General features: G+C 41.7%; 27 protein-coding genes. 9 read left to right on the top strand and 18 right to left on the bottom strand.

The genetic code is table 11. From position 1 onward, the window contains the following. Nucleotides 1-90: 90 nt before the first annotated feature. From KO530_RS07545 to KO530_RS07530, 4 genes are read right to left on the bottom strand one after another with little or no spacing between them, the layout of a single operon-like run. The gene (locus tag KO530_RS07545) at nucleotides 91-309 is read right to left on the bottom strand and encodes a YheU family protein (protein WP_216047805.1); all 219 of its coding nucleotides are present in this window, start codon (nucleotides 307-309) and stop codon (nucleotides 91-93) included. Continuing rightward, a complete protein-coding gene (locus tag KO530_RS07540; RefSeq protein WP_216047804.1) occupies nucleotides 306-1,349 on the bottom strand; it encodes a hydrolase in 1,044 nt (347 codons plus the stop codon). The genes KO530_RS07545 and KO530_RS07540 overlap by 4 nt, the downstream gene beginning before the upstream one ends. Continuing rightward, on the bottom strand, nucleotides 1,346-1,831 hold the full coding sequence (locus KO530_RS07535) for a TIGR02444 family protein (RefSeq protein WP_216047803.1): 486 nt from the start codon (nucleotides 1,829-1,831) through the stop codon (nucleotides 1,346-1,348). The genes KO530_RS07540 and KO530_RS07535 overlap by 4 nt, the downstream gene beginning before the upstream one ends. Further along, nucleotides 1,809-3,743: an ATP-binding cassette domain-containing protein gene (locus KO530_RS07530; protein WP_216047802.1), complete on the bottom strand. Its 1,935-nt coding sequence runs from the start codon at nucleotides 3,741-3,743 to the stop codon at nucleotides 1,809-1,811. Before KO530_RS07530 ends, KO530_RS07535 begins: the two co-directional genes overlap by 23 nt. A gap of 117 nt (nucleotides 3,744-3,860) precedes the next feature. Between KO530_RS07530 and KO530_RS07525 the strand changes: the two genes are divergently transcribed. Then, nucleotides 3,861-4,064 (top strand): YheV family putative zinc ribbon protein, encoded by a 204-nt coding sequence (locus tag KO530_RS07525; protein WP_216047801.1) that lies wholly within the window; start codon nucleotides 3,861-3,863, stop codon nucleotides 4,062-4,064. A 388-nt stretch (nucleotides 4,065-4,452) separates the two neighbouring features. Here KO530_RS07525 and KO530_RS07520 read toward each other — a convergent pair whose 3' ends face one another. Next, on the bottom strand, nucleotides 4,453-4,668 hold the full coding sequence (locus tag KO530_RS07520) for a SlyX family protein (protein ID WP_216047800.1): 216 nt from the start codon (nucleotides 4,666-4,668) through the stop codon (nucleotides 4,453-4,455). A gap of 7 nt (nucleotides 4,669-4,675) precedes the next feature. After that, nucleotides 4,676-5,695 carry a WD40 repeat domain-containing protein gene (locus tag KO530_RS07515; protein WP_216047799.1) on the bottom strand — a complete coding sequence of 340 codons (1,020 nt, stop codon included), beginning with the start codon at nucleotides 5,693-5,695 and terminating at the stop codon, nucleotides 4,676-4,678. A gap of 286 nt (nucleotides 5,696-5,981) precedes the next feature. Here KO530_RS07515 and KO530_RS07510 point away from each other — a divergent pair, with 286 nt between their 5' ends. The 3 genes from KO530_RS07510 to KO530_RS07500 all read left to right on the top strand — a co-directional run bounded on the left by KO530_RS07510 (nucleotide 5,982) and on the right by KO530_RS07500 (nucleotide 10,203). Continuing rightward, nucleotides 5,982-6,713, top strand: coding sequence for an FKBP-type peptidyl-prolyl cis-trans isomerase (locus KO530_RS07510; RefSeq protein WP_216047798.1), 732 nt, complete (start codon nucleotides 5,982-5,984; stop codon nucleotides 6,711-6,713). A 548-nt stretch (nucleotides 6,714-7,261) separates the two neighbouring features. Next, a complete protein-coding gene (greB, locus tag KO530_RS07505) occupies nucleotides 7,262-7,735 on the top strand; it encodes a transcription elongation factor GreB (RefSeq protein ID WP_216047797.1) in 474 nt (157 codons plus the stop codon). Between the two features lie 119 nt (nucleotides 7,736-7,854). Next, the gene (locus tag KO530_RS07500) at nucleotides 7,855-10,203 is read left to right on the top strand and encodes a Tex family protein (RefSeq protein WP_216047796.1); all 2,349 of its coding nucleotides are present in this window, start codon (nucleotides 7,855-7,857) and stop codon (nucleotides 10,201-10,203) included. Nucleotides 10,204-10,371: 168 nt separating this feature from the next. On the opposite strand, the gene KO530_RS07495 is transcribed toward KO530_RS07500, so the two are convergent. Genes KO530_RS07495 through bioH form a run of 3 tightly spaced genes read right to left on the bottom strand, consistent with a single transcriptional unit; the run spans nucleotide 10,372 to nucleotide 12,519 of the window. Further along, nucleotides 10,372-11,346, bottom strand: coding sequence for a putative metalloprotease CJM1_0395 family protein (locus tag KO530_RS07495; protein WP_216047795.1), 975 nt, complete (start codon nucleotides 11,344-11,346; stop codon nucleotides 10,372-10,374). Between the two features lie 18 nt (nucleotides 11,347-11,364). Then, complete coding sequence (locus KO530_RS07490; RefSeq protein ID WP_216047794.1) at nucleotides 11,365-11,685, bottom strand: hypothetical protein; 321 nt, start codon at nucleotides 11,683-11,685, stop codon at nucleotides 11,365-11,367. 54 nt (nucleotides 11,686-11,739) lie between these two features. Further along, nucleotides 11,740-12,519 carry a pimeloyl-ACP methyl ester esterase BioH gene (gene bioH, locus KO530_RS07485; RefSeq protein WP_216047793.1) on the bottom strand — a complete coding sequence of 260 codons (780 nt, stop codon included), beginning with the start codon at nucleotides 12,517-12,519 and terminating at the stop codon, nucleotides 11,740-11,742. Nucleotides 12,520-12,545: 26 nt separating this feature from the next. Here bioH and KO530_RS07480 point away from each other — a divergent pair, with 26 nt between their 5' ends. Continuing rightward, nucleotides 12,546-13,298 carry a ComF family protein gene (locus tag KO530_RS07480; protein WP_216047792.1) on the top strand — a complete coding sequence of 251 codons (753 nt, stop codon included), beginning with the start codon at nucleotides 12,546-12,548 and terminating at the stop codon, nucleotides 13,296-13,298. Nucleotides 13,299-13,305: 7 nt separating this feature from the next. Here the strand turns inward: KO530_RS07480 and KO530_RS07475 are convergent, their stop codons facing one another. After that, nucleotides 13,306-15,861, bottom strand: coding sequence for a M14 family metallopeptidase (locus KO530_RS07475; RefSeq protein ID WP_216047791.1), 2,556 nt, complete (start codon nucleotides 15,859-15,861; stop codon nucleotides 13,306-13,308). 222 nt (nucleotides 15,862-16,083) lie between these two features. Between KO530_RS07475 and nfuA the strand changes: the two genes are divergently transcribed. Then, entirely contained in the window at nucleotides 16,084-16,662 is a 579-nt protein-coding gene (gene nfuA, locus KO530_RS07470) for a Fe-S biogenesis protein NfuA (RefSeq protein WP_216047790.1), read from the top strand. Nucleotides 16,663-16,693: 31 nt separating this feature from the next. Further along, nucleotides 16,694-16,972 carry a hypothetical protein gene (locus tag KO530_RS07465; protein WP_216047789.1) on the top strand — a complete coding sequence of 93 codons (279 nt, stop codon included), beginning with the start codon at nucleotides 16,694-16,696 and terminating at the stop codon, nucleotides 16,970-16,972. Here KO530_RS07465 and KO530_RS07460 read toward each other — a convergent pair. Further along, the gene (locus KO530_RS07460; protein WP_252728974.1) at nucleotides 16,917-18,263 is read right to left on the bottom strand and encodes an MATE family efflux transporter; all 1,347 of its coding nucleotides are present in this window, start codon (nucleotides 18,261-18,263) and stop codon (nucleotides 16,917-16,919) included. The two genes, KO530_RS07465 and KO530_RS07460, sit on opposite strands and share 56 nt — an antisense overlap. Between KO530_RS07460 and KO530_RS07455 the strand changes: the two genes are divergently transcribed. Further along, nucleotides 18,263-19,348 carry a polysaccharide deacetylase family protein gene (locus KO530_RS07455; RefSeq protein ID WP_216047788.1) on the top strand — a complete coding sequence of 362 codons (1,086 nt, stop codon included), beginning with the start codon at nucleotides 18,263-18,265 and terminating at the stop codon, nucleotides 19,346-19,348. The two genes, KO530_RS07460 and KO530_RS07455, sit on opposite strands and share 1 nt — an antisense overlap. A gap of 27 nt (nucleotides 19,349-19,375) precedes the next feature. Continuing rightward, the gene (locus tag KO530_RS07450) at nucleotides 19,376-19,861 is read left to right on the top strand and encodes a GNAT family N-acetyltransferase (RefSeq protein WP_216047787.1); all 486 of its coding nucleotides are present in this window, start codon (nucleotides 19,376-19,378) and stop codon (nucleotides 19,859-19,861) included. On the opposite strand, the gene KO530_RS07445 is transcribed toward KO530_RS07450, so the two are convergent. The 7 genes from KO530_RS07445 to KO530_RS07415 form a co-directional block, all read right to left on the bottom strand. Beyond that, nucleotides 19,858-20,745 (bottom strand): dienelactone hydrolase family protein, encoded by an 888-nt coding sequence (locus KO530_RS07445; protein ID WP_216047786.1) that lies wholly within the window; start codon nucleotides 20,743-20,745, stop codon nucleotides 19,858-19,860. The genes KO530_RS07450 and KO530_RS07445 overlap by 4 nt on opposite strands. 46 nt (nucleotides 20,746-20,791) lie before the next feature. Further along, the gene (locus KO530_RS07440) at nucleotides 20,792-21,355 is read right to left on the bottom strand and encodes a GNAT family N-acetyltransferase (protein WP_216047785.1); all 564 of its coding nucleotides are present in this window, start codon (nucleotides 21,353-21,355) and stop codon (nucleotides 20,792-20,794) included. A gap of 88 nt (nucleotides 21,356-21,443) precedes the next feature. Next, nucleotides 21,444-22,085: an SCO family protein gene (locus KO530_RS07435; protein WP_216047784.1), complete on the bottom strand. Its 642-nt coding sequence runs from the start codon at nucleotides 22,083-22,085 to the stop codon at nucleotides 21,444-21,446. Beyond that, a complete protein-coding gene (cyoE, locus tag KO530_RS07430; RefSeq protein ID WP_216047783.1) occupies nucleotides 22,082-22,996 on the bottom strand; it encodes a heme o synthase in 915 nt (304 codons plus the stop codon). Before cyoE ends, KO530_RS07435 begins: the two co-directional genes overlap by 4 nt. A gap of 9 nt (nucleotides 22,997-23,005) precedes the next feature. Next, nucleotides 23,006-23,983, bottom strand: a complete 978-nt coding sequence (locus KO530_RS07425) for a COX15/CtaA family protein (protein WP_216047782.1) — start codon at nucleotides 23,981-23,983, stop codon at nucleotides 23,006-23,008. A gap of 12 nt (nucleotides 23,984-23,995) precedes the next feature. Then, nucleotides 23,996-24,562 carry a hypothetical protein gene (locus KO530_RS07420; protein ID WP_216047781.1) on the bottom strand — a complete coding sequence of 189 codons (567 nt, stop codon included), beginning with the start codon at nucleotides 24,560-24,562 and terminating at the stop codon, nucleotides 23,996-23,998. Next, complete coding sequence (locus KO530_RS07415; protein WP_216047780.1) at nucleotides 24,555-25,277, bottom strand: SURF1 family protein; 723 nt, start codon at nucleotides 25,275-25,277, stop codon at nucleotides 24,555-24,557. Before KO530_RS07415 ends, KO530_RS07420 begins: the two co-directional genes overlap by 8 nt. Between the last annotated feature and the right edge of the window lie 12 nt (nucleotides 25,278-25,289).

Genomic DNA, 25,289 nt, shown 5'->3' with positions numbered 1-25,289 from the left:
CCGCCTAAAAACCTGTAGCACCGGATTTATCCCGTGAAAAGATAAGACAAAAACAATCCCAAGCGCGGGGCAAACGCTCCCGCCTACAATCTAATTTTGGATCTGCTCCTTGGTCACAATATTCACGCTTTCGTGTAATTCAGAATACTGTACAAAAGCTTGCCCCGACTTAAGTTGCATCATGACGTGATTAACTTTTTGTTCAAGATCATATTCCATTTCGCCGTAATCGGTTCCTTCTTGAAGAACAAAGGCTTCAACTAAATTGTTCAAGGTTTCTGGAGCAATGTCACTTAAAGGAATAATCATTCTTTAACACCTTTGTGTATTGAAAAGGGCGCAATAAAATCAGAAATACGTTTATGGAACCATATGTTGGGCTTCCAAGGAGTACCTTGTAAAAATCCCACATGCCCGCCGGTGTCACTCAACTCCAATTGAACCGCGTCAGAAAGCTCGTGTTCTTTAGGTAAAACCGCCTCATTCATAAAGGGGTCATCAATAGAATGGAGAACCAAGGTGGGGGTTTCAATATGCTTGAGAAAACTAATTGCACTGCACTTTTGGTAATAATCTTCGGCATCAGCAAAGCCGTGTAATGGCGCGGTAACATTTTGATCAAAATCTCTAAAGTTTGCCAATTTGGCAACTTTTTTATCATCAATGGGAATCAAACCTTTATAGTCAATAAGTCGCATTTTTGAACGTAGGGTTTTCACCATACTTTTTAGCAAATAGCGTTGATACACTTTAGAAAAGCCATGGTTAATACTGTCAGCACATTCAGCCAATTTAAATGGTGTAGAAACGGCTACCGCTGCTTTTAAAAATTTTTGCGCCGGCGTTTCCCCTAAGAACTTGAGTAGCATATTGGCACCCAATGAAAATCCGATTGCCACTTTAGGTAAATCAGGAAATTTTTTATCCAACCAAGCCATAAAGTAACTAGCATCTTCAGTTTCACCTGAGTGATAAGCGCGAGGCGTGGTATTCAGCTCACCTCCACAACCACGAAAATGCATTAACACGGTTTGCCAACCTTGAGACTGCAATTCAGCCATAAGATCATTGGCATAATGAGATTTCACAGAGCCTTCTAAACCATGAAATAGCACCGCAATCCCTTTGTTATTTTCCTGTGATTCTGGCTGCCCCCAAACCACTTTTACGCTATCGCTGTCAGGCAGTTTCAGTTTTTCTACCCGTAAAGCTAAAGGACGACGACGCTGAATAAACCTTGGCCATAACGTTTGAACATGACGGTTTTTAGCCCAAAACGGCGCTTTGAAATCACTTCGTTTTATTCTATTTTTATTCGCTTCGGTGGCAAATTTATATTTATCGTTCATATCTCAAGATTAGTTTGATTACTAGAAATTGTGGCGGCCAGTTGTTCCACTATACACTTTAAATCAGCAGTATCTAGGGATTCAAGGGAGTCTAAATAATGGTAAAAATTAGATTTTCTTTTGGCATCTAGATTATGCTGATTGCAAAAACTGATAATCAGTGTTTGTTGTTGTTTTTCAGCTTCCAACTCCTGCTCTAACAGTTTTGCGTAAGTATTTGGCTTGTTCGTTTTGGCATCTATTCGTAAACGCCTAATGGTTTCCACTTGTGCGACTGAAGGGGCAATAAATTCTGATAACTCAACAAATTGAGATGAGCTTACCTGTCGATTATGGGTATCGAGATATGCACATATTAGCAGCAGATTTACGTTCATAGAATATTCATTCTGCAGATGCAGAGTTAAACGTTTTACTTCCGATTTAGCATAATGACGTAAAGAAAACTGCCAAAAATCCTCAGCTAACCAGTTGTTGTTCATCAAATTCCTGTTGTTTTAATTCGAGCTCTTCTTGAGCCTCCATCCACAGTATTTCGGCCTCTTCTAAGTCTCCTTTTATATTGCCCTGCTCAAGTAACAACTGTTTCAATTTAGCCTTGTTTTCATCAAGATAGAGATCAACATCAGTGAGTTCCGACTCGACTTTTGCAAGCTTCTCAGAACACTGATTCATCTTCTTTTCGGCGCTTTGAATTGCTTTACGCAATCCTTGTGTAGCTTGCCTAAACTCAGCTTCTAGTCGCTTTGTGTTCTTCCGATCAAATTTGTTCTCTACAGGTTTAACCGTTGAAGAATCTATATTCTTATTCGCGCTTTTCTGGCTAGCATCCTTTAATAACCAATCACGATAGTCTTCTAGATCACCATCAAAGGGCTGCACCTTGCCGCTATCCACTAAATAAAAATCATCGCAAACTGAAGTGAGTAGGAAACGATCATGAGAAACTAACACCATTGCCCCTTCAAAGCTCTGCAACGCGATATTAAGAGCATGGCGCATTTCAAGATCCAAGTGGTTGGTAGGCTCATCCAATAACAAAAGATTCGGTTTTTGATACACCAATAAGGCGAGAACCAAACGCGCTTTTTCGCCACCAGACATAGGCTCAACTTTTCCTAATGCCTGATCACCATGAAATCCAAAGCCGCCTAAAAAATCCCGTAATGCCTGTTCAGGGGCAAGTTTATCGAGTCGATAAAGATGATCTAACGCACTATCTTGAGGTCGCAAAAATTCAAGCTGATGCTGTGCAAAATAGCCAATGCTCAGCCCCGCAGATGTCATATATTCACCGCTCATTGGCGTTTTTTCGTTTGCCAACAATTTAATTAAGGTCGATTTACCTGCGCCATTTCGTCCTAACAATCCAATTCGACTGCCTGGGACCAAATTCAGATGTAAACTATCAATAATCACAGTGTCATCGTAACCCACTTGCACTTGTTCCATTTTTACCAATGGATTAGGTAATTTAGGAGGGGCAAAAAACTCAAATGAAAACTGCGATTGCGCGTGGGCTGGCAGCAAATCTTCCATTTTCTCTAATTGTTTAATCCGACTTTGCGCCTGCTTTGCTTTACTAGCTTTAGCTTTGAAGCGATTAATGAATGATTCAAGATGAGCGACTTTCGCTTGTTGCTTTTGATATTCCAAATCTTGTAGGCGTAATCGTTCTGCACGCTGACGCTCGAAAGACGCATAGTTTCCGGTGTAACTAATCAGCTTTTGGCTTTCCACACTGAGTATTTCGTTCACCGTATTATCAAGAAAAGATTTATCATGTGATATAAGAATCAATGTTCCTGTATATCTTGTTAGCCATCTTTCTAGCCAAATAACCGCATCTAAATCCAAGTGGTTGGTAGGTTCATCAAGTAGCAGCAAATCAGAATGACATAGCAATGCTTGAGCAAGGTTAAGACGCATTCTCCAGCCACCTGAAAAGTCAGTGACTGGTTTTGTAATTTGTTGGTGACTAAAACCTAGGCCAGCCAGAATGGTCGCGGCTCGAGATTCGATATCATAAGCCCCAGCGTGTTCCAATTGACCATGTAGCAAGGCAATTTTTTCACCATCATGATTTTCTTCAGCCGTTGCCAACTTCTGTTGTAATTGTCGATATAGCAAATCACCATCAATTACGTAATCTATCGCACTGCGATTTGACGCTGGAGTTTCCTGGGCCACTGACACAATTTGCCAATTTTTGGGTAATTGACAATCCCCCGCATCAGGATGTAACTCCTGTCGCAGCAAGGCAAATAAGCTAGACTTACCACAGCCATTAGAACCAATAAGCCCCACTTTGTGGCCTGGATAAATAGTCGCAGATGCGTGTTCGAGGAGGACTTTACTGCCTCGCAATAAAATCAGATCTGAAATTTGAATCATTTACGAAGAATACTAATCAAATTAGTTGAATTGGCGTATTATATACTTATACCGCTTGAAATTGCGCGTTTGTGCACAACTGAAAAGCTAATTATTCCATTCAAGTAGCAGATATCAATGACTAACAAAACTAAGAAACGCTTTGTCGCCGGTGCTATATGTCCAAAGTGTAAAGCGCAAGATACAATAATGCTGTTTTTCGAAAACAATGTCGAAAAGCTCGCCTGTGTGGAATGTGACTACACAGAATCACAAACTGAAAAGCAAGTTGACTCAGCCAAACGGCAAAATGAAAGCGTGATTGGTGTTTTCAAACCTTAAACGCATATTCGCGATTAGCTACCTATGGAAAATTGCGAATTCCACGAGATAGGTTTGGAAGGTCAAACCAAAAGGTCGAGGGTGTAGAGACTTGAAAGCAGCAGTGGCAATCGTCGCAGCACACTAAATTCGAAGCTCCTCATCCACAACATTCAACTCAATCCCTGATTATGCGGCTCTACATCTTACGGGTAAGAGCATAAACAAGTTAACTTCGCGGCATGTGAAGTTAGTAACATGGTCTGGTGCATTTACGTACTTAAGTAAATCACCTAACAAGCCAATGTTGTTCAGCAAACTGGCTTGAGGGAAATCGAGAATTAGTTAGAAAGTGAGGTAAACAAGATTCGATAATCAGCGCAACAACGAACCTTGTTGATAGGCAACTCTAATAATGAGGTGGCGGTGCTTCTTCACTGGAATCAGCAATATTTGACGGCTCAATCTGCTTCATTCTTTCGGTCATGTGTTTCAATTGAAATGCCATTCTATCAATTTGAATCTGCTGATCTGCGAGCGCTTTATTAAGTTGTTCTATGGTGTCTTCTTGAAACGCTAACTGCGTTTGCAGATGCGCTATTTCACTGTGTAAATCGGTACTCATTGTTTTACTAATCTTCCTGTTCAAATGGCCAATACTCGGCCAGCCCACTGCTACTTTCAGATAATAGCTGATTATTTTGATTGAAGCTCACAGCATACACTACTGCACTTTGTGGTTGTGTACCCTCCTTAGGGGTGACACGCCACTCTTGTACTTCACTGCCGGTCTCCACTGACCAAAGGTTTAACGCTCTGCCTGGTGATCCTGTGGCTAAATATTTTCCGTCTTCGGAAAACGTGGCGACACTGAATATTTTTTGGCGCTGTATATAAGATAATTGACTTATCTCTTCACCTGTTTGCACGTTCCAAATTCTTGCCCCGCGCTTGCTGTCTGCGGTGAATGCATAACGACCTAAATCATCTAACGCGACCTTAGTGACGCGACTTGAATGAGTGAAACGGTGTATCACTTGCCCGCTGCGAGTATCCCACAGGTAGGCAACATAGTCGTTGCCACCGGTCAGTGCGTAAAACCCATTTGGCGAAATATCAACACTATTTATTTTTTCTTGGTGTCCTAGAAACTCGAGGCGGCGTCCTGTGGCAGGTTCGAAAAACATGGCTTTTCCGTTACCTCGACCGACTAAAACACCACGGCCATTGTTGCTCACAGCAATATCGCGAACACTTGCTTCATCTATTCGCCAAAAACCTTCAGGTTCACCAGTGGATAGATTCCAAAGTGCAAAAGCTTCTCTATCGGCGGTCACCACATAACTGCTATCAGCAGCTATATGCACTATGCCAACGGTATTATTAACATGGCCTTCTTCTTGGTGACTCCACTTATATTTTTCTGTTTGTTCAACTAAATCCCAAACTAGAATTCCCTGTTGTGCTGTAGAGACTACCGCCAACTTACTATCCGCAGAAATATCTGCCGCATAAGTGCCTTCAATAGCATGTCGAATAGATTTATCAGGCTCACTGATCACGCCACTGCATGCGCTCAGTGCAAAAATACAGACTATCCAAATTAATTTAAATCGGTTTTGCAAAATTATTCGGTCCACAGTTTTGTGCATACTGTCTATTCAAGTTTGTGTATTAGGTCAGTTCGTTTAGTATATACCCAAGTCACCTTAAAATGCGCGTTTCACAACGATAGGTAAGGTTAATAGCTTACAATATAGTGGTTATTGCATCTGTTTTCCTGTCGTTTGTTGCTAGCAAGTTTATCCAGATAGATTTAAACTGCCCCGCAAATATTTTTGAGGACGTTGGACTTCTGCCCAACTTTTAAAAGACGCATTTGGACTTTTTGCTTGTGGAAATAAGCAAATTGATTTTTAGAAATTTTGGAGAAATTGAATGAAAAAGGCAGCTATTGCATTTGTCGTCGCTTCTGTTTTCGGCATAACTGCTTGTCAACAAAAAGCCGACCCGTTACAGATTGAAGAAGTTAAATTCACATCCGCAGAAGAAGAACAGGCTTATGCGTTTGGCGCAAGCGTAGGTGGTTTTGTTGAGCAACGTTTAGCCGCTCAAGAAAGTATGGGCGTTGAACTTGATAGAGCACTAATTTTGAAAGGCTTTGCAGCAGCCATGCAAGCACAATCTCAATTGGAACAAGGCGAAATTCAAAAATTGAATGCAGACATTGATAAAGCAATGCAAGCAGGTCAATTGCTACTAGCAGAGAAAAATATCGAAAAAGGCAAACAGTGGTTAGCTGAAAATGCCAAGAAAGAAAACGTCACTGAGACTGAGTCAGGCTTACAATATGAAGTTCTGATTTCCTCAGAAGGCGATAGCCCTTCAGCTGAAGATACTGTTCAAGTACATTACCGTGGTACTTTATTAGATGGTACTGAATTTGATTCGTCTTATAGCCGAGGTGAACCTGCTACTTTCCCACTTAACCGTGTGATTTCTGGTTGGACTGAAGGTGTGCAGTTAATGACTGTTGGTTCTAAATATAAATTTTATATTCCATCAGAACTTGCTTATGGCGAACGTGCTACAGGTAAAATCACACCAAACTCAACACTTATTTTCGAAGTTGAGTTGCTGGATATCTTAAATAAAGAAGCCGTTGAATAATAGAATATTCCTATTAGGTTAAATACATAAAAAAGCCGGAAGTCATTTTGACTTCCGGCTTTATTTTTTGCTATCAGCGTGATCCTTGCTGTACCTAGTTCCACGTTTTTTATTGGTCTTTCTAGTCGACCTTAAGGCCCGAAATAAACCCGGGTTTGTAATTAAATTGTACTACCTAATTGTATACACGGCTGAACAGGATTGATGTTCATTGCCGACGTTTTTATTACCGATAGGCCTCCTTAAAAAGTCACCTTCGATTTATTTACGTTATATAACAAAACACTGTAACATACTCGGTAGAAAAGCCAGCTACAGCGCAGGTTAAGACGACATTTTTTTACGATTTACTTTACGCTTCAGTGCGTCGCTTAACTATGTTTAATGATAGTCCAATTTTGTTTTTTTTCATGCAAAATTTAGCTGTTTCTTGGAACGTTTTTGACTAATAAAACAGCAGTTATAATTTATAGTTAGATCACTACTTGGCAACTATTGGCTAAGTCTTTGTATCCACAACAGTGTTTAATAAAAAAGAGGTTTTTTGCTTGAGAACCCCGTTAATTACCCGCAAGGGTTACCAACAATTACAGAATGAACTCGAACACTTATGGCGAGTAGAGCGTCCTGAAACAACGAAAAAGGTAACTTGGGCCGCAAGCTTAGGTGATCGCAGTGAAAACGCCGATTATCAGTACAATAAGAAACGTTTGCGAGAAATTGACAGACGCATTCGCTATCTCACAAAAAGTCTCAAACATTTAAAAGTAGTCGACTATTCACCACAGCAAGAAGGCAAAGTATTTTTTGGTGCCTGGGTGGAAATAGAAAATGAAGACGACAAAACCTTACGCTTACAAATTGTCGGCTACGACGAAATCTTTTCCCGTAAAGATTGTATTTCCATCGACTCTCCCATGGCGCGAGCATTATTGAAGAAGGAAGTTGACGAGGAAGCAACCGTGCGCACCGAGGCCGGTGAGTTCAATTGGTTAATAAAAAGTATTGAATATGAAAAATAACCACGGTTAAGTGTTTTTTATCTTCAGCTGCACTGTTAAAGTTGCGGCTGTTTATTTTTGGGCTCTAATTAGCCTATTTTCAGTTTTCCAAGGCGATAACGCCTTATCAAGGGTCTTGTATGATCATCGAAAAAATTGCTAGCGAACTCAGCGTTGAGCAGAAACAAGTTAACGCTGCTGTTGAATTATTAGACGGCGGTGCAACAGTACCGTTTATAGCTCGTTATAGAAAAGAAGCCACCTTTGGCCTTGATGACGCGCAGTTAAGAGCGTTAGAGCAACGTTTAGGCTACTTACGCGAAATGCAGGAGCGTATGGTGGTGATCCTGAAATCTATTGATGAGCAGGGCAAATTAACGCCAGAGTTGAGTCAAAAGATACGGGCGTCTGAAAATAAAACCGAATTGGAAGATTTATATTTACCATTCAAACCGAAACGACGCACCAAAGGGCAGATTGCCATAGAGGCAGGTTTAGAACCATTAGCCGACAAGCTGTTTGCTAATCAACAACTCAGTCCAGAAACAGAAGCTGAGAGTTTCGTCAATCCAGAGGCCGGTGTCGCGGATGTAAAAAGTGCATTAGACGGTGCCAAATATATTTTAATGGAACGCTTCTCTGAAGATGCTGCGTTACTGCAAAAAGTGCGTCGCTATTTACAGCAAAATGCACATATCCGAAGTACTGTGGTCAGTGGTAAAGAAAAAGAAGCAGCTAAATATTCTGATTATTTTGCACATAGCGAAAAAATCAGTAAAGTCCCCTCACATCGAGCTCTAGCCATGTTTCGTGGGCGCAATGAAGGGTTACTTCAAGTCAACCTTGATGCAGATCCGCAACGGGAAGAAAACGACCGCAGTGCTTATTGCGAAAGTATCATACGCGAGCATTTGAATTTGCAATTTAATGGTAAGCCTGCCGATGCATGGTTAGCGACTGTTGTGCAATGGACGTGGAAAGTAAAAATCCAATTGCATATGGAATCTGAATTGTTTGGTGCCATCAGAGAACAAGCTGAAGAAGAAGCTATTGGTGTTTTTGCTCGTAATTTAAATGACTTATTAATGGCCGCTCCGGCGGGCGCTAAAGTCACTATGGGTTTAGATCCAGGTTTACGAACGGGTGTAAAAGTCGCTGTAGTAGATACCACAGGTAAAGTTGTAGCGACAAACACAATATTTCCACATGTACCGCAAAATCAGTGGGACAAATCGTTACGTACACTAGCCAACTTATGCAAACAGTATAAAGTCCAGCTAATCAGTATTGGCAACGGCACAGGCTCAAGGGAAACCGACAAACTTGTGGCGGAGCTGATTAAATCAGCGCCAGAATTAAACCTACGTAAAATTGTTGTCAGCGAAGCTGGCGCCTCGGTTTATTCTGCATCTGAGTTGGCGTCTCAGGAGCTACCTGGGATGGACGTATCCTTGCGTGGGGCAGTGTCCATCGCTCGCAGACTACAAGATCCATTGGCTGAGCTTGTGAAAATTGAGCCTAAAGCGATCGGAGTAGGTCAGTACCAGCATGACGTTAGCCAGAGTAATCTTGGTAAATCTCTAGAGCATGTTATTGAAGATTGTGTAAATGCGGTAGGCGTCGATGTGAACACCGCATCTCCCGCACTTTTATCTCATGTATCTGGTTTGAACCGGACGTTAGCGCAAAATATAGTGATGTTTCGTGATCAACATGGCGCGTTTACCCAACGAAAAGATTTATTGAATGTTGAAAGATTGGGCCCAAAGGCCTATGAGCAGGCAGCTGGATTCTTAAGAATCGTTAACGGCAGCAATCCATTAGATGCCTCAGCGGTGCACCCTGAAGCTTACCCTGTGGTGAATGAAATCGTGGATAGAACAGCTTGCGCAGTGAACGACCTGATTGGCAACAAAGAAGTTCTTAAAGCGTTATCTCCCGAGACCTATACCAACGAGAATTTCGGTTTACCCACAGTCACCGATATAATCGCCGAACTTGAGAAGCCCGGTCGCGATCCCCGTCCTGAGTTTAAAACCGCTGCATTCAAAGAGGGTGTTGAAAAAATATCTGACTTGAAAGAAGGCATGATTTTAGAGGGTGTAGTCAGCAATGTTGCTAATTTCGGTGCATTTGTCGATGTAGGTGTGCATCAAGATGGTTTGGTACACATCTCCGCTATGACTAACAAGTTTATTTCTGATCCCAGAGAAGTGGTAAAAGCTGGTGACATCGTTAAGGTCAAAGTCATTGAAGTGGATGAGCAGCGTAAGCGAATTGCTTTCACCATGAAGTTAGATGACAACACTGCCAAACCTCAAGGGGCTAGAGACAATCATTCAAAAGCCGACAATAGAGGCACCCATAAACACGCCAAGCCGATTAAAAACCAAGGCCGAGATAATCATCGCAAAAAATCCCCCGCCCAAGGTAATGCTGCCATGGGTAACGCCTTTGCGGATGCGTTTGCTAAAGCGAAACAAAAGTAAGGTTTTTGATCTTAATTGCTAATTGTTAAGGTTGTCCTCACACATAGGGTGATACTTGTGTGCGAGGAAACTGACAACAAAAGTATTGTATGGATCAGTAGCCGGATATTGTGAGGTTAGATAAACAAAGAATATAAAAGTAAGTGAACACTTACTTTTTCAAAAAGACTAGGCGCTAAATTGCAATTGTGAAGATCGAGGTTCAGATACTTTCTGATAAAAATTTTCAATAACCGATACCCGCTGTAAAATTCCGCTATCTCTATTTTCAAGACGTTCACGGTTTTGCTCTAAGCTAGCAACATCGGCACTTTGGTCCAGCGAGCGAGTGGGTGGTTCAGCTGCAAACCCATCCACAATTTCATCTAAATTTGGGGTGTTTGCGGCAATAGGGTTTTCCGCAGACTCAATACCCTGTGAATTTAACGAGTCGCCTAGCTGTTGTTCTATATTGTTAGTGACGGCTTGTTTAGCACTCTCTGCTTTTTCTCGCGCAATATCAGAACGTGCTTCCGTCGCTATCTTAGTTGCTTCACTAGCAACTCGTAAATCTTGTGCGGAAGGATCAGCTGGAGCCAGCGCAGCAGCCCGTACTTGCTGCATTTTGCGGATGGTTTCTTCTGGGGTATCTTCCTCAGAAATGTCGATAGACACTTCCCCCCCAACAGCATATTGATTGCCATCAGGTCCATTTTCATATTCATAGGTAGGTGATGCAGCATATTGCCCACCCACTGCCGCATGTGCTTGTTCATGTGAACGTACTTCGGCATCACGGCTTTTAAGTTCTTCTATCTCTTGTTGATCTGCTAATTGTTGTTGTTGCTGTTTGCTTTCAGCATCTTCTTTGCCCGCACTAGGATCTTCAGCATTATCTTTGTCAGCTAAATTTTCTTGTGTGCGGTCATTTTGTGTTTGATTATTTTGTTGTGCTTGAGGTCGCTCATAGGTGACCTGAACTTGCTGACTGGGGGTTTTAACACGGTCTGACTCCGAGCCCAATCCACTTTCAGCCGCAGAATTTTCTGCATTACTAGTTTGCGGGATGGTTTCTCGTTGTTGATTGTCGCGCCGAGCAGCATCAGTACTGACATTATTCGTGGGGAATAATATTGCTGTTGGAGTTGGGGTGACAATATTCATCAGAAACGGCCTTGAGCCCTAAGCCAACTCATCAATGATACGACCGACCGTATCATTGGCCACTTCCAATACTTTGCCAGATGCCAAAGCATTGCGACTATTAATTTGAAGGGAAAGTAAGTTATCAGTCAAGGAGTCGCCGCCAGTAGGCAGTAGTTGACTAACTTGGCCTAACTGCTGAGTTGCAGCATTAGCTAACACGTCTTGCGGCGTTTGAGCTTGACTATTGCTTTGCGCAATACTCAGCGAAGCCTCAGTGATACCTTGCTGCGCACGGTTCAACCCAAGCGTCCCAGATATGATCGCTGAATTCACATTATTGCTTACATCAAATGCCATAGATAACCCCCATTACCTGTGCAAATTATAGCCTATTCCAATTAAATTGGAAACCTAGCTCGTTATGTTTAAGCATTTAAACAAAATAGCAATAAACTCATCCGGATGGGAAATGAAAGGCGCATGGGAAGCATGGGGGAAAACATGCGTAAAATCAGACAATTGCGAATTCTCAATGAGAGGGATCGCTTTGGCTGGCACTAAACTATCGAGGCGTCCATACAGGCGAAACGTAGGACACTTAATACCACCTACTTGTGCTCTTAAATCTGTGTTAGCTAGAATACTTAGCCCTGCCCGTAACGCAATATCATCTGGAATCGGATATTGCTGAATATGTGATTTGATTAATTTTATATCCTGTTTAGCAGATTCACTTCCCATCGCTTGAATCGCCATGAATCGGTCGAGTGTTTTACTGAAGTCTTGTTCCAGTTGACGTGTAAATGCCTGTAGAACATTTGCTTTTATTCCGGGCCACCCCTGTGCTTCGGAAAATTTTGGCGAACTAGCCACTAGCACTAAATTTTCGCATTGTTCAGGTCGGCTAATGGCAAGTTGTTGAGCGACTAAACCGCCAAGAGACCAACCGATAAAACTAGACTTGTCCGGGATGCAATCAGCAACCATACTGCAAACTGAATCTAAGTCATATTGAGCCGGTAATACATCTGCATTGCGCCCAAAACCAGGCAAATCAAGCAGAGTGATACGAAAATATTGTTCCAAAATGTGGCTAATAGGTTCCCACACACCGCTGTTGAGCCCCCAACCATGTAGTAAGACTAGATTGGGACCTTGTCCACGAGTTTCAAAAAAAAGGGAGTTGCTCATTGGGCTCTCATTTAATAAGGAATTTTATGGGACTAAGTCACTTTTACTTTACGTCAGCAAATATTAGCAAATGGCGCAATTTTAGTAAAAAAGTAACAACTTGGTTGGAACTAAATCAGCACTGTGTTTTATGTCACCAACCTAGTGGATATTTAATCTGCGATTATTGCGATAGTGATATTACATATTTCGAGCTTGAAAAATACCAATTCGACCTACTAAACAATGTTGCAGTGTGTTTAGGATTATCTTCTGCAAATTTCGACAGTTTAACTGCACTTGCCGAATACCAATGGCCGCTCTCAAACTTAATAACCCAGTTAAAATTTCACAACAAAAGCATCCATGCCAGAGGCTTAGCACAATTATTCTGTGCGCACGCTAGGCCACCACAATCCCAGTTACCACAAGCAATTATTCCTATTCCACTGCACACATCTAGGTTAGCGCAAAGAAAGTATAATCAAGCCGCCATAATTGCGTTAGAAATAGCTAAACAAAGCGGCATCCCCTGTTTAACCGATACCCTAGCGCGACCGAAAAAAACCTTAGCACAAACCGAATTGACAGCGCAGCAACGACAAAAAAACATTAAAGATGCATTTGCGATTAATCAGCCATTAACGAAGCAGGTTAATCATATTGCTTTGTTTGATGATGTTGTAACAACGGGAGCAACCTTGAGTTCTGCTGCCGAAGCTATTCGCAGCGAATATCCGCAAATGCAAATTGACGCGTGGTCAATTTGCATTACTCCGAAAAATAATAAACCTGACTAATCTTAAATTAATCAATAAATCCGGACATGAAAATTGCGTTCCCCATTAGTCGGCTAGTCCCGTACCAAACACCACGGAAATTGGGATTATTCACAAATCCAATGACTCGCCCCTTGCCAAATCGATGAGCAACGATGGCAGCTGAATCGGATATAAGATCTTGCATCTCATCAGAGGCATATCCAGCCATTAATGGCTTTTCGGCGTACTGAGCGACGGTAATAAAGGGTTTGTCGGGCATCATGAGTATGTCAGTAGTATTGCGAAACACCGGTAATAACGCTCGGCTATAACCAAACCCAAGGGGATGACTAATATCTAGTTTAGTTTCGAATACAGCCCCTGCAATACGTTGTTTTGCAGCAAATGCTTCTCTGTCAGCAAAACTAAGATTACTAGCATTGAAGGCATCCTGTATTTCCGATTTTTTCATGAAATTGGCTTTTAACCAGCCATTATCACTTAAAAATTTAGTTCCAGATTGTTGACCAATTAACACTCCGCCTTGATCAACCCATTCGGCGACTTTCTCAATGACATCGTCTGGCAATTTTGAGTATTTTCCACTGACCCATATCATGTGAGTGTAACTAGACATATCTAATCCAGATAGACGGTCCATATCAATAATAGATACAGGCATTCCCACTCGAGTATCTAAATAATGCCAAGTTTCACCTGCTTCATATTGATTGACACCTAAACCGCCAACAATCATCACTTTAGGCAAGGTAACCGGGGCCATTTTAGAACTTCCTAAATCAATACCTTGGCCTGTTAAACCACTTTCAATTGACCAAACAGGTATATTCAGCTCGGTAGATAAGGATTGAATTTTTGCAAACATATCGTCTGGCTGATTAAGCCCTGTAGGTATGACGATTGAACCTGATGAAAAGCTAATGGTTCCACTACTGGTTTTCGCCGAAAATGCCGTTTCTGCGGCACGGACTTTTATGCCACTTTGCAATAACCGCTGCAGTAATTTAGGCGCCTTGTAATCTTGCCAACTGAAGCCATATGCATAAGCCCCCGATTTCAAGGCTGGTAATTTATCTACTCTCAATTCAGCTTGCTTATCAGCATAAGAGAGTTTTCGGAAGTCGCCTTTGTCTACTTCAGTGTATTGAAGGTTAAAAGCTAAGGGTAAATTCCAATTGGAAACATCGTAAAAGGTATTATCGACAAAACGTTTACGAGTGGAGAATATCGATTTAACCAAACGGTATCTCGGCTGATCCGTTGGCACAAATATGCTGTCCACTGAGTGATAAGTCAGATCATCTATTTCAGCATTTTTGTTTAATGGATAATGTTCAATTTTATGTTGCTGTAGTATCTTCATCAGCTCATTAAAGCGACTTTTGTCATGACTTTCGCTGATTAAATAGCCTTTTACTCGATCATCTTTAATCAATTCTTTGGTTTCTTGATTGAAACTAGACTGATACTCAATAAGCGCTTGTTTATTCGCAAGTGCGCCTTTGAAGGTAGATAACGAAGTAGTGACCTGGTTTTGAATCGTATCTGAGAATGCAAGAGGTCCATTTACGGTATCTTGTAAATGCCCACGACTACTGGCTTGCTCAAATAAAATACCTATAGATCCTAGCGCATCGGGATAAGTTGAACCTTTCCCGTAGTAGAAGTCATCATAGGCTTCTTGAGTGAAATACAACTGTTTGCTGTCATCTAACGCAGCCGCATGGAAATTGGCCAAGGCCTCGGTGAGCTTGACGTTTTGTTCTGGTGTCCAAGGGTTTTTGCGCGACGAAATACCTGGTTGGAAAAAGAAAGTGCTGTTAGATCCCATTTCATGAAAGTCAGTTAATACATGGGGACGCCATTGTTGAAACTGCTTGATACGCGCACGAGATTCAGGATGGGTCAGCAATAACCAATCACGATTCAAATCAAACCAATAGTGATTTACCCTGCCTCTAGGCCATCGTTGACTTAGCTCTCGACTATTTGGATCAGATACAAGGTTTTGACTTTTATGCATATTCGCCCAATGAGCAAATCGCGCTAAACCATCAGGGTTAATAGATGGGTCTAGCAACACCACATTATTTTCTAATAATTTATCTACTTCAGGCCCTTGTGCTGCCGCCAAGTAGTAAGCGACTAGTAAAGATGCATTGGAACCTGACGATTCGTCACCGTGAACACTGTAACCCATCCAAAGTACCAGCGGGTCGCTACTGTTTGATTTGGCCCCTTGCTCAATCACTTGTAAATGACGTTTCTGGATGTCTTTTATATTTTTTTGGTTATCAGCAGAGGTGATAGTCATTAACAGCAGACGGCGATTTTCATGGGTTCTACCGGTGTCAGTTAAACTAACCCGATCGGACGTTTCAGCCAACACTTCCATATAGCGAACTATTTGATCATGTCTTGCATGCCAAGTTCCTACAGGAGTACCTAAGATATCAGCTGGTTTGGGAATATTCGTGTCATAACTAACGGCTTTTGGAAGATAATCTAAGTCAGTCAAAGCGGAAGCTGAAAACGATAAAAACAAAAAAAGTACAGTGGCGCAATAACGCTTTAAATTCATATAAAACTCTTTAAAGTAGATTTAATTATTATTTTGACTAACCAGTAAGGTTTAAAACTCACTCAGCTTCTACTAAAGTAGTAGAACACCTTGTTTGGTGTACAGTATGCCTCAATTCTTTGATAGTTAAAAATTTCATAACAGAATCACATTACTTGAGTGTTTTACTCAGGTATTTCTGTTAAACTGTTCGCCTAATTTTATAAGCATCAGGAATGATTGATGATTAATATTTCTGAAAGTGCACAAGCTCACTTCACTAAACTGCTTGAAAAACAAGAACCTGATTCAAATATTCGTGTATTCGTAGTCAATCCAGGCACGCCAAGTGCGGAATGTGGTGTTTCTTATTGTCCACCGGATGCCGTCGAAAAAACCGATATATTGCTTACATTTAATGGTTTTGACGCAGTCGTTGATCAAGAAAGTGCACCATTTTTAGAAGAAGCTGAAATTGACTTTGTAACAGACCAGATGGGCTCTCAACTTACCTTGAAAGCACCAAATGCAAAAGCCCGCAAAGTTGACAGTGATGCGCCCTTAGCTGAACGCATCAGTTATATGATTGAAGCGGAAATAAATCCACAATTAGCCAGCCACGGCGGCAAAGTTATGTTGATGGAGATCACTGATAAAGGTGAAGCCATATTGCAATTTGGTGGTGGCTGTAATGGCTGTTCAATGGTTGATGTTACTCTCAAAGATGGCATTGAAAAGCAAATGTTAGAAGCTTTTTCCGGTGAGATAACTGCTGTCAAAGATGCGACTGAGCATACTGCCGGCGAACACTCATATTACTAAAAATAGCACTTCACATTTTTAACGCTGGATAATGCTTAAAAACTGGCTGTATAAAATGGGCAGTAATCCCCACAAAAGTTGGGCTGATTTTAAAATCGGCCTAACTGTTTTTATTGCTGGGGTTATTTGCATTTTCGGCGGCTTAAAACTGTGGATTTGGTTACAGATACCCGGCGTTTTATTATTGGCGTTGGGTCTGATTTTCGCAGCCAAAGGTTACCTAGGCATATTCGCCAACCGTTTCTCGCAAACCCTTAGTCAGTTTGAGAAGGCGAGCGATAAAGCCAAACGAAATACCCAGAAAGACTAATACCTCTGGCTCCTAGAAAAGCAAGCATGGCTATCCATAACGCCCAATTCCCTAGATCTTGCCACAACCACCACACTGGAAAATACACCAATAGCGCACTAATCAACATGCTATCACGCATGGCATTGGCACGGGTCAACCCGACAAATACTCCATCCATTAAAAAGCACCAATGTGCCACTAATGGCAATAACCAGATAATAGGCAAAAACGCTCCCGCCGCCTTTTGCAAGGATTCTAAGTCAGTGAGCAGTTGAATAATATTATTACCCCAGATAACAAACACTAAGGTGTAAAGTATTGCAAAAGCACTCGACCAAAAAAGTCCTAAAGTGACATTTGCTTTCAGCAGTTTATCGTTTGACGCACCTTTGGCTTCACCCACTCTAGCTTCAACAGCAAATGCCACAGCATCCAACCCTAAAGCGATGAGCACAAAAAACTGCATTAACAGCGCATTAATCGCAGCCGTTTGAACCCCTAAACGAATACCTTGAAAGGTCATAAAAACTAAACAGGCTTGCAAAGCTAAGTTTCGAATCAACATTGCACTATTAAGACGGGTCAAAATAGCTAAACTTTTTAATCCTAGCCATTCTCGTTTAGGTAAAACACGGTCGGCTCTAAACACAAAGAACAAACCCATGATAGTAATACAATATTCGGCAATCACCGTAGCCGCTGCGACTCCAGCAACGTGCCAATCAAACACAAAAACAAAGAGTAAGTTCAAACCGATATTCAGTAAATTGGCAAATACTTGGCTGTACATCACCAATTTATTTCGTTGTTGGCCAAGTAACCAACCAATCAACGCCAAATTAGCTAATGCCGCTGGTGCACCCCAAATACGCACATTAAAATACTCAACGATGACTTGAGAAACCAATTCATTGGCATCTGAAAAGTGTAAACCGATAGCTAAAATTGGTTGCTGAAGTAGCAACAATAAAACAGCAATGATGCCAGCACTGAACATGCTTTGATAAAACACTTTGAAACTGGCCTGGGTCGACTTTTGTCCTTTCGCTTGCGCACTTAAGCCAGTGGCAGACATGCGTATAAAACCGCAAATCCAATAAATTTGCGTTAGTATAAGTGAAGCAACGGATGCGCCAGCCAAAACATGGGTTCCATTCATATGCCCAAGTACCGCAATATCTACAAATCCCATCAAAGGCGCGGTAATATTGGCCAATAACATCGGGAAAATTAAAGCAATCATTTCTAGATGCGCTGATTTTTGCCAGAATAGAGGCTTTGAAGCAGATGACGTTGGAAGATCAGACAATGATTGGGTCCAGAGCAAGTAAACAAATAAATTTACAGTATTATTTCATTTTTTTAGTACTGGGAGGGGTTTTATTTTCTGCCTTCAGTAAAGCAGTTAACGCAACGCCGTCTCATGGCGTTGTTCTACTATATCACCATGTCAGTACAGACACGCCAGCGAGCACCTCAATTAGCCCTGAGAAATTCTCTGAGCACATGGCTTATCTGCAAAAAAATCACAATGTAATCGCCCTGCAAACATTGATTGAAAGCATTCAAAATGACTTGCCATTGCCCGAAAATGCCGTTGCTATTACGTTTGACGATGGTTATCAAAATATTGCTGACAACGCACATCCGATTCTGCTGAAATATGGTTTTCCCTATACCATTTTTATTAGCCCCGACTTAATCGGTAAGCAAAATCACCAACTTGATTGGCCACAGATAGCTAAAATGAGTAAACAAGGTGTCAGCTTCGCTAACCATACCCGCATCCACAAACACTTGCTGATTGATAACCAACAACCGGACTGGTTGGATAAAACCATAGAAAATATTGAACAGGCCGAGCAGAGTATCAAGCATCATGCAGGCTTCGATTTGAAGTATGTTGCTTACCCATACGGCGAATACAATCAAGCACTTAGTCAAGCGCTTGTCAAAAAGGAGTTTATCGGATTTGGGCAGCAATCAGGGGCTATTTCTAAAAACAGTGATTTTGGCGCATTGCCGCGTTTCCCAGCTGCGGGGATATACGCAAACCTCGAAACACTGAAAGTCAAAATGAACAGCTTAGATATGCCGATAATCAGTAAGAGTCGAGCAGAACCGCAACTCAGTCTTAGCGAACGAACACCTTCACAAACCATTAAAGTCAAATTGGACGACATGCATACAAGCCAACTATCCTGTTATTTTGGCGGGCAACCAATAGATGTAAAGTGGCAAGACAATTCGTTTACTTATGCAATCGAAAAACCGCTGCCAAAGGGACGCTCACGGGTAAACTGCACGGCACCAAGTATCACTTATTCAGGTAAATATTACTGGTTTTCTCAACCTTGGTTTGTTCCTGATGAAAATGGTAACTGGCTCGATTAAACTCGCTATTGATGGGAATGTTTGTGGATGGAAATTAAATTAGAAAAGCCAATTTCTGCTCAGCTGATTGCGCTTTTAAAAGCACATCATCAAGAAATGTTTGAACATTCACCGCCAGAGAGTGTGCACGCTTTGGATGAATCTAAATTCAATGCCGATGATCTGACATTCTGGGGATTATGGCAGCAAGACGAACTAGCCGGATGTGGCGCATTAAAAGTCTTATCCGCCAAGCACGCAGAGATAAAATCAATGCGCACATCTAAGGCATTTTTACGCCAAGGGATCGCAGCAAAAATTCTCACTCATCTGATACGCGAAGCAAAACAACGAGGTTATCATCGCTTGAGTTTAGAGACTGGTAGCATGGAATTTTTTGCACCTGCCAGAGCCTTATACGCGAAAAACGGATTCATAGAATGTTCGCCGTTTGCCGATTACGTTGAAGACCCCCACAGTGTTTGCATGACCCTAGATATTCGCAGAGTAGACAGCGAACCACACAAAAGTTAGGCTAAAAAGTCCTTAAAAAAAGCCAATGTGCGCTGCCAAGCTAACTCTGCAGCCTCTTGGTCATAACGGCTCGTTGAGTCATTATGGAAGCCATGGTTAACCCCTTGATAGGTATGAGCAACATAATTTGCATTGTTCGACTCTAGTATTTTTTTATACTCTGGCCAACTACTGTTGACCCGTTTATCCAAGCCAGCAAATTGTATCATTATAGGTCCTTTCACCTTGGCTGCGATCTCGTCTTTCGCTGGTGTCCCGTAGAAAGGAACAGCCGCATCAACTAAGTGAGGCAAAGTACCAGCTAACATGTTGCAAATATATCCGCCAAAACAAAAACCAACTATGCCCAATTTACCATTGCTTTTCGCATGGATCTTTAAGAATCTAGCGGCCGCAATAAAATCCTGCTCAACCTTTCCTTTATCCAAGGAACGTTGCATTTTACGCCCTTCGTCATCATTGCCAGGATAACCGCCGAGGGGAAATAGCGCATCGGGCGCAAATGCGATATACCCTGACTTTGCCAAGCGACGAGCAACATCTTTGATATAAGGGTTAAGACCACGGTTTTCGTGCACCACCAATACGGTTCCGGTCTTTTCATTGAGCTCTTTGGGCACAGCCAAATAACCACGGCCTTTTCCATGCCCTTGGGGGGAATCAAATTCTAAATATGAAGCTGTAATATCAGGATCATTAAATGAAACTTGCTCGGCTTTTGCATAATTAGGAGTTAAAGAAGCAGCAATTGTCGATATCGCCAAGCCTGTAACGGCCAAACTTGATATTCGCGTTAAAAAAGTCCGTCTATCTATATCACCATGGGCGTATTCATCGTACCAATCGAAGGCTTGCTGGGGAATTTTAACCGTATTATCACTCATCAGTTTAACCTCTATATTTGGGCTGCTTATATAATTTAGGGTCACTTTACACTAAAGTTTTTTGCATGTGAACGTGGGGTAAAAAACCCAAGTTTGTTCCTTTCTCACTTGGATGAGATGTGGATTTTTGTACAAAGCCAAATTTAACGTATGCCTGAATCGCAGCTTGATTTTCTGCCATTACATCTAAAACTAGCTTTGTCTTGCCTAACTTTGTTGCCGTTTCCGAGCAATGTTCCAAAAGACTGGTTGCAATTCCTTGTCTGCGGCTTGAGGGCTCAACAGCCAAGTGTCCTATACAAAGATCGTGAAAAGTTGGCGCTTTCACTAGATAAGATAGATCTTCACTATTATTTAGAATGGCGGCAGTTTCTAAAGGTCCAAAATGTACAATTAAACTTGCTAAAGTTTGTTGTTTAAACAAATCGGTTATCGGTGCTTGCCAGTAGCTCACGCATCCACATAACAATCCATCTTGTATCGCAACAGTTTGATTTAAAAAACCAAACTGCCCCTCAGGAATTTGTAACGCGGTTTCTAAAAAATCCAAACAAATTTTTTGTTTTTCAGACAAGCTTAACGCTGTGTGATGGCCGGTGAGTAAACTCATTAGGTTGTCCGGACCAGACAAAAAAAGCAATTTGGCAAGAGTTTGATAATGACTTGCTTGGGCCCGCGTAATTAGCATGTTTTTAGAATTACATCATAGTAACGATTTTGGGCATATCTTCTAATATCTGTGAACCTTCACTCACAGGTATTGAACCAGGTTCCATTTTAGGTTTGAAACGGCCAACAACCTCGCCACGGGGATTGATAACGGTGATTGAAGCACTATGGTCGACTAAATAATTGGGATCGTCGGTGTTATCACTCATAGCGTACATCATGCCCATCGCTCTAACCAATGGAAATAATTGTTTATGCTCGCCAGATGTGGCCAAAAAATCAGGATTAAAGAAGTTAACGTATTCTTGTAAACGCTCAGCGCTATCACGTTTTGGATCAACTGATAAAAACCAAATTTTGACCGGATTTTCAGTTTTGATCGCCTGTAATTGCGGATAAATCCCTTTCAGTTCTGCCAGTGTAGTCGGGCAAATATCGGGGCAAAAAGTGTATCCAACAAACGCCAAGGTCCAATAACCCTTGAGTTGTTGATTATTAAATACCTCACCATTTTGGTCGTAAAGTTCAAACTCTGGCAGCGCTCGCTCCACCGGATATTTTTGAAGATACTTCACTTCTTCCACTTCCGGTGGCGCAATAACCACCGAAAAGTACAGGCCAGCAGCCAAAGCTACTACCGCGACTATGCCAATTAATAGGTTTTGTTTCATAGTGTGAATTTTAAATAATGGTCAACCAGTAATACTACAAAGAGTACCATTAAGTGAACAATTGAAAAACCAAAGGTTTTCATCGCAGTGTTTTCATTACAAGCATATTTCAATTTCCACGCATAGTACATGAAACCAACATTCAACAGGCCTGAACCTAATAAGTAGATGACCCCAGACATACCCGTTAGATACGGAAGTAAACAAACAATGGTTAATAAAAGGGTATACAGTAAAACCGAGGTTTTAGTGAACTCAACACCATGGGTAACCGGTAACATTGGAATTTCAGCCTTCGCATAATCTTTCACTCGATGTATGGCTAACGCCCAAAAGTGCGGTGGCGTCCAAGTGAAAACAATAAGCACCAGTAGCAGCGCGTGAGAATGAATTTCGCCGGTTACAGCCGTCCACCCTAATAATGGTGGAGCAGCTCCAGCCAATCCTCCAATCACAATATTTTGAGGGGTAGCACGTTTAAGATACATAGTATAAATAACCGCGTATCCCACCAAACTAGCTAAGGTCAACACAGCGGTTAATCGATTAACCCAAAGCTCAAGGCAGACAAATCCGGCTACACCGAGAACAATTGCAAATATAGTTGCACGCAGCGGACTAATTTTTCCTTTCGTTACGGGGCGATTAAAGGTTCTCGCCATCTTGCCGTCTATCTTACGGTCAACAACATGGTTGATCACTGCAGCAGATGACGACAGCAAGCCTATGCCTCCTAGACCAGCAATTAGCACTTGCCAATTCACCCATGTTTCAGTTGCTAAACACATACCAACCAGTGCGGTGAGTAATAACAACATCACCACTTTGGGCTTAGTCAACTCGTAATAATCACGCCAACTAGCTAATTGTGAAGATGATTTTGAATAATTTGCCTGAAGTGTTTTACTCACTTTGGTCTCCTAAGTCTTTCTGTACAGGGTGTAGCAAAGTTTCACCATAACTAACAGCAAACATGCCGCGACTGCATTGTGCAAAACAGCGACAAATAATGGCAGGCTAAATACCACGTTACTCACCCCAAGTATTACTTGTAACCCTAAAATCAATACCATGCTGACTGACAATTTCTTGATCAACTGTGAAGCTGCCGAGCTATATAAACGGATTGCCAACCAACATAAATAAATAAAAGTAACTATCGCACCGAACCTATGGGTCACATGCATAGTCATTCTTTCTGCCCAGTCGTGTACTCCGAACTCATAGTTATCTGCATGAGGAATGCTATACGCTCCGGCAAAATCGATACGGCTCACCCAGTCACTTTCGCAAAAGGGTAGCTCTGTACATGCGAGGGCAGCATAATTGGCGGAAGTCCATCCACCTAAGGCGATTTGAGCAACTAAGATCACAATCCCCAATGCGCAGAATTTAGCAAATCGTTTCATGTCCGAATCGCCACCTGGTATCCGATAAGGCGTAACGCGCAGATACAATAAATACAGGCAGGACAACACCGCAAAACCACCGAGCAAATGGCCCATAACAACTAAAGGCATCAAGTTGAGTGTGACTGTCCACATCCCTAAGGCAGCTTGAAAACAAACTAAACACAGCAAAAAGAAGGGTAATTTTACCGGACTGTGAAACGACCGTTTTACCAAACTAATTAGAAATATAAGCAGTATAAATAGACCCAAGGTACCAGCGGCATAGCGGTGAATCATTTCGTTCCACGCTTTATGGGCTTCAAATGTTCGTTCAGGAAAAGCATCCTGTGCAGCGCTAATATGAGACTCGGTAGCAGGTACGCTTAAATGTCCGTAGCAGCCAGGCCAATCTGGACATCCCAATCCGGCATCAGTTAAACGGGTATAAGCCCCTAACACAATAACCACAATTGCTAGCACCACTGAAGCCAGCACTAATTTTCTCATTGCTATCATTCCTTAACCAATGCGAGACAGCTTTAACAACTTGCGTAAATCGGCCAAAATATCGCGACTTTGTTGAATAGCATCTTCTTGTTGTAATTTTATTGGATACTTTAAAATGACATTTCCTAATGTATCAGCAATGAAAATACCATCTGTCGATGCATCTTTAAACACATTATTTACATTTTGCTCATCTGTACTTAACACTTTAATGTTCGGATGACGCTGCATATCAGTTAATTCAATTTTTTCACTTGTCTGATGGGCCAAAACCAAGGGCTCCACCCGGTCAGATTCCTTACCTAAAGCAACCCATATCTGGTTTAGGCTATAAAGGGCATTTTCACATCCCTGGGCGCATTCTTGCGGCATAACAAATAACAGTCGCCACAGTGGTTCTCTATCGCTAACAACAGAGCTCAAATCAAGGGGCGGCGTGAGCAGCTCACCCTTATTTGTGGAACCTTTGTTGAACCAATCGAAAGTTAACGCTAAGTAAGCTAAAACCACAGGAAGAACAAACACAATAAACATAATTAATGGCGTTTTAGACTTCTTTTTAACGGCTGCTTCAGACATCTTTTATGACCTTCCTTTTTCGTAATGCAACAATATAAATAACTGCGCAAGCTATAGCTAAACCAAACCACTGCATTGCATAGGCATAATGTTTTTCGGGCGCCATTACCACAGCAACCCAATTTCGGGTAAATCCAATGGGAAACTCAGGATCTAACTGCAAAACCACGGGTAAAACCTGTGTTCCGGTAAATTTTGCGATCAAGGTTAAATCAATACTTTGCAACAACATTGGCCATTTATCATCCATTTGTGCGGTTTCTGTGACCATTGGGTTCACTGTAGGCACAGAGCTAGTACCATAAAATACTTGTTCATAGGCAGGTAAATCAAAGCGTGGCAATTGATCGCGATATTGACCAGCTTTAACCCAGCCCAAATTAACCATTACATCGCCAAACTCGGTTCTGACAGGTATTAAAACTTGGTAGCCAACCTGTCCATTCTCGATTCGATTATCAAGCAAAAAAACCTTGTTGACTAACATTTTACCTTTAAATTGAAGGGGTAAATCTCGCTTATCTTGACGCGCTAAAAGATCTTCAATATTTAATGGATTAGAGGTTTTACGTTGCTCAATTTGTTGTATACGTGCCTCTTTATAGTGAGCTCGTTGTAGTTGCCATACTCCCAGAGAGCATAAGATTATAACTGCCAACAGAATGAAAAATGTGGCAAAGTAAGGATGCTTGGGATTATCCGGTCTATTGGCCATAACTTTGAGGAG

It is taken from the genome of Aliiglaciecola lipolytica (assembly GCF_018860635.1).
Classification (GTDB): domain Bacteria; phylum Pseudomonadota; class Gammaproteobacteria; order Enterobacterales; family Alteromonadaceae; genus Aliiglaciecola; species Aliiglaciecola lipolytica_A.
The sequence above is the reverse complement of the archived record's forward strand: the minus strand, read 5'-3'. Positions and strand labels throughout refer to the sequence as shown.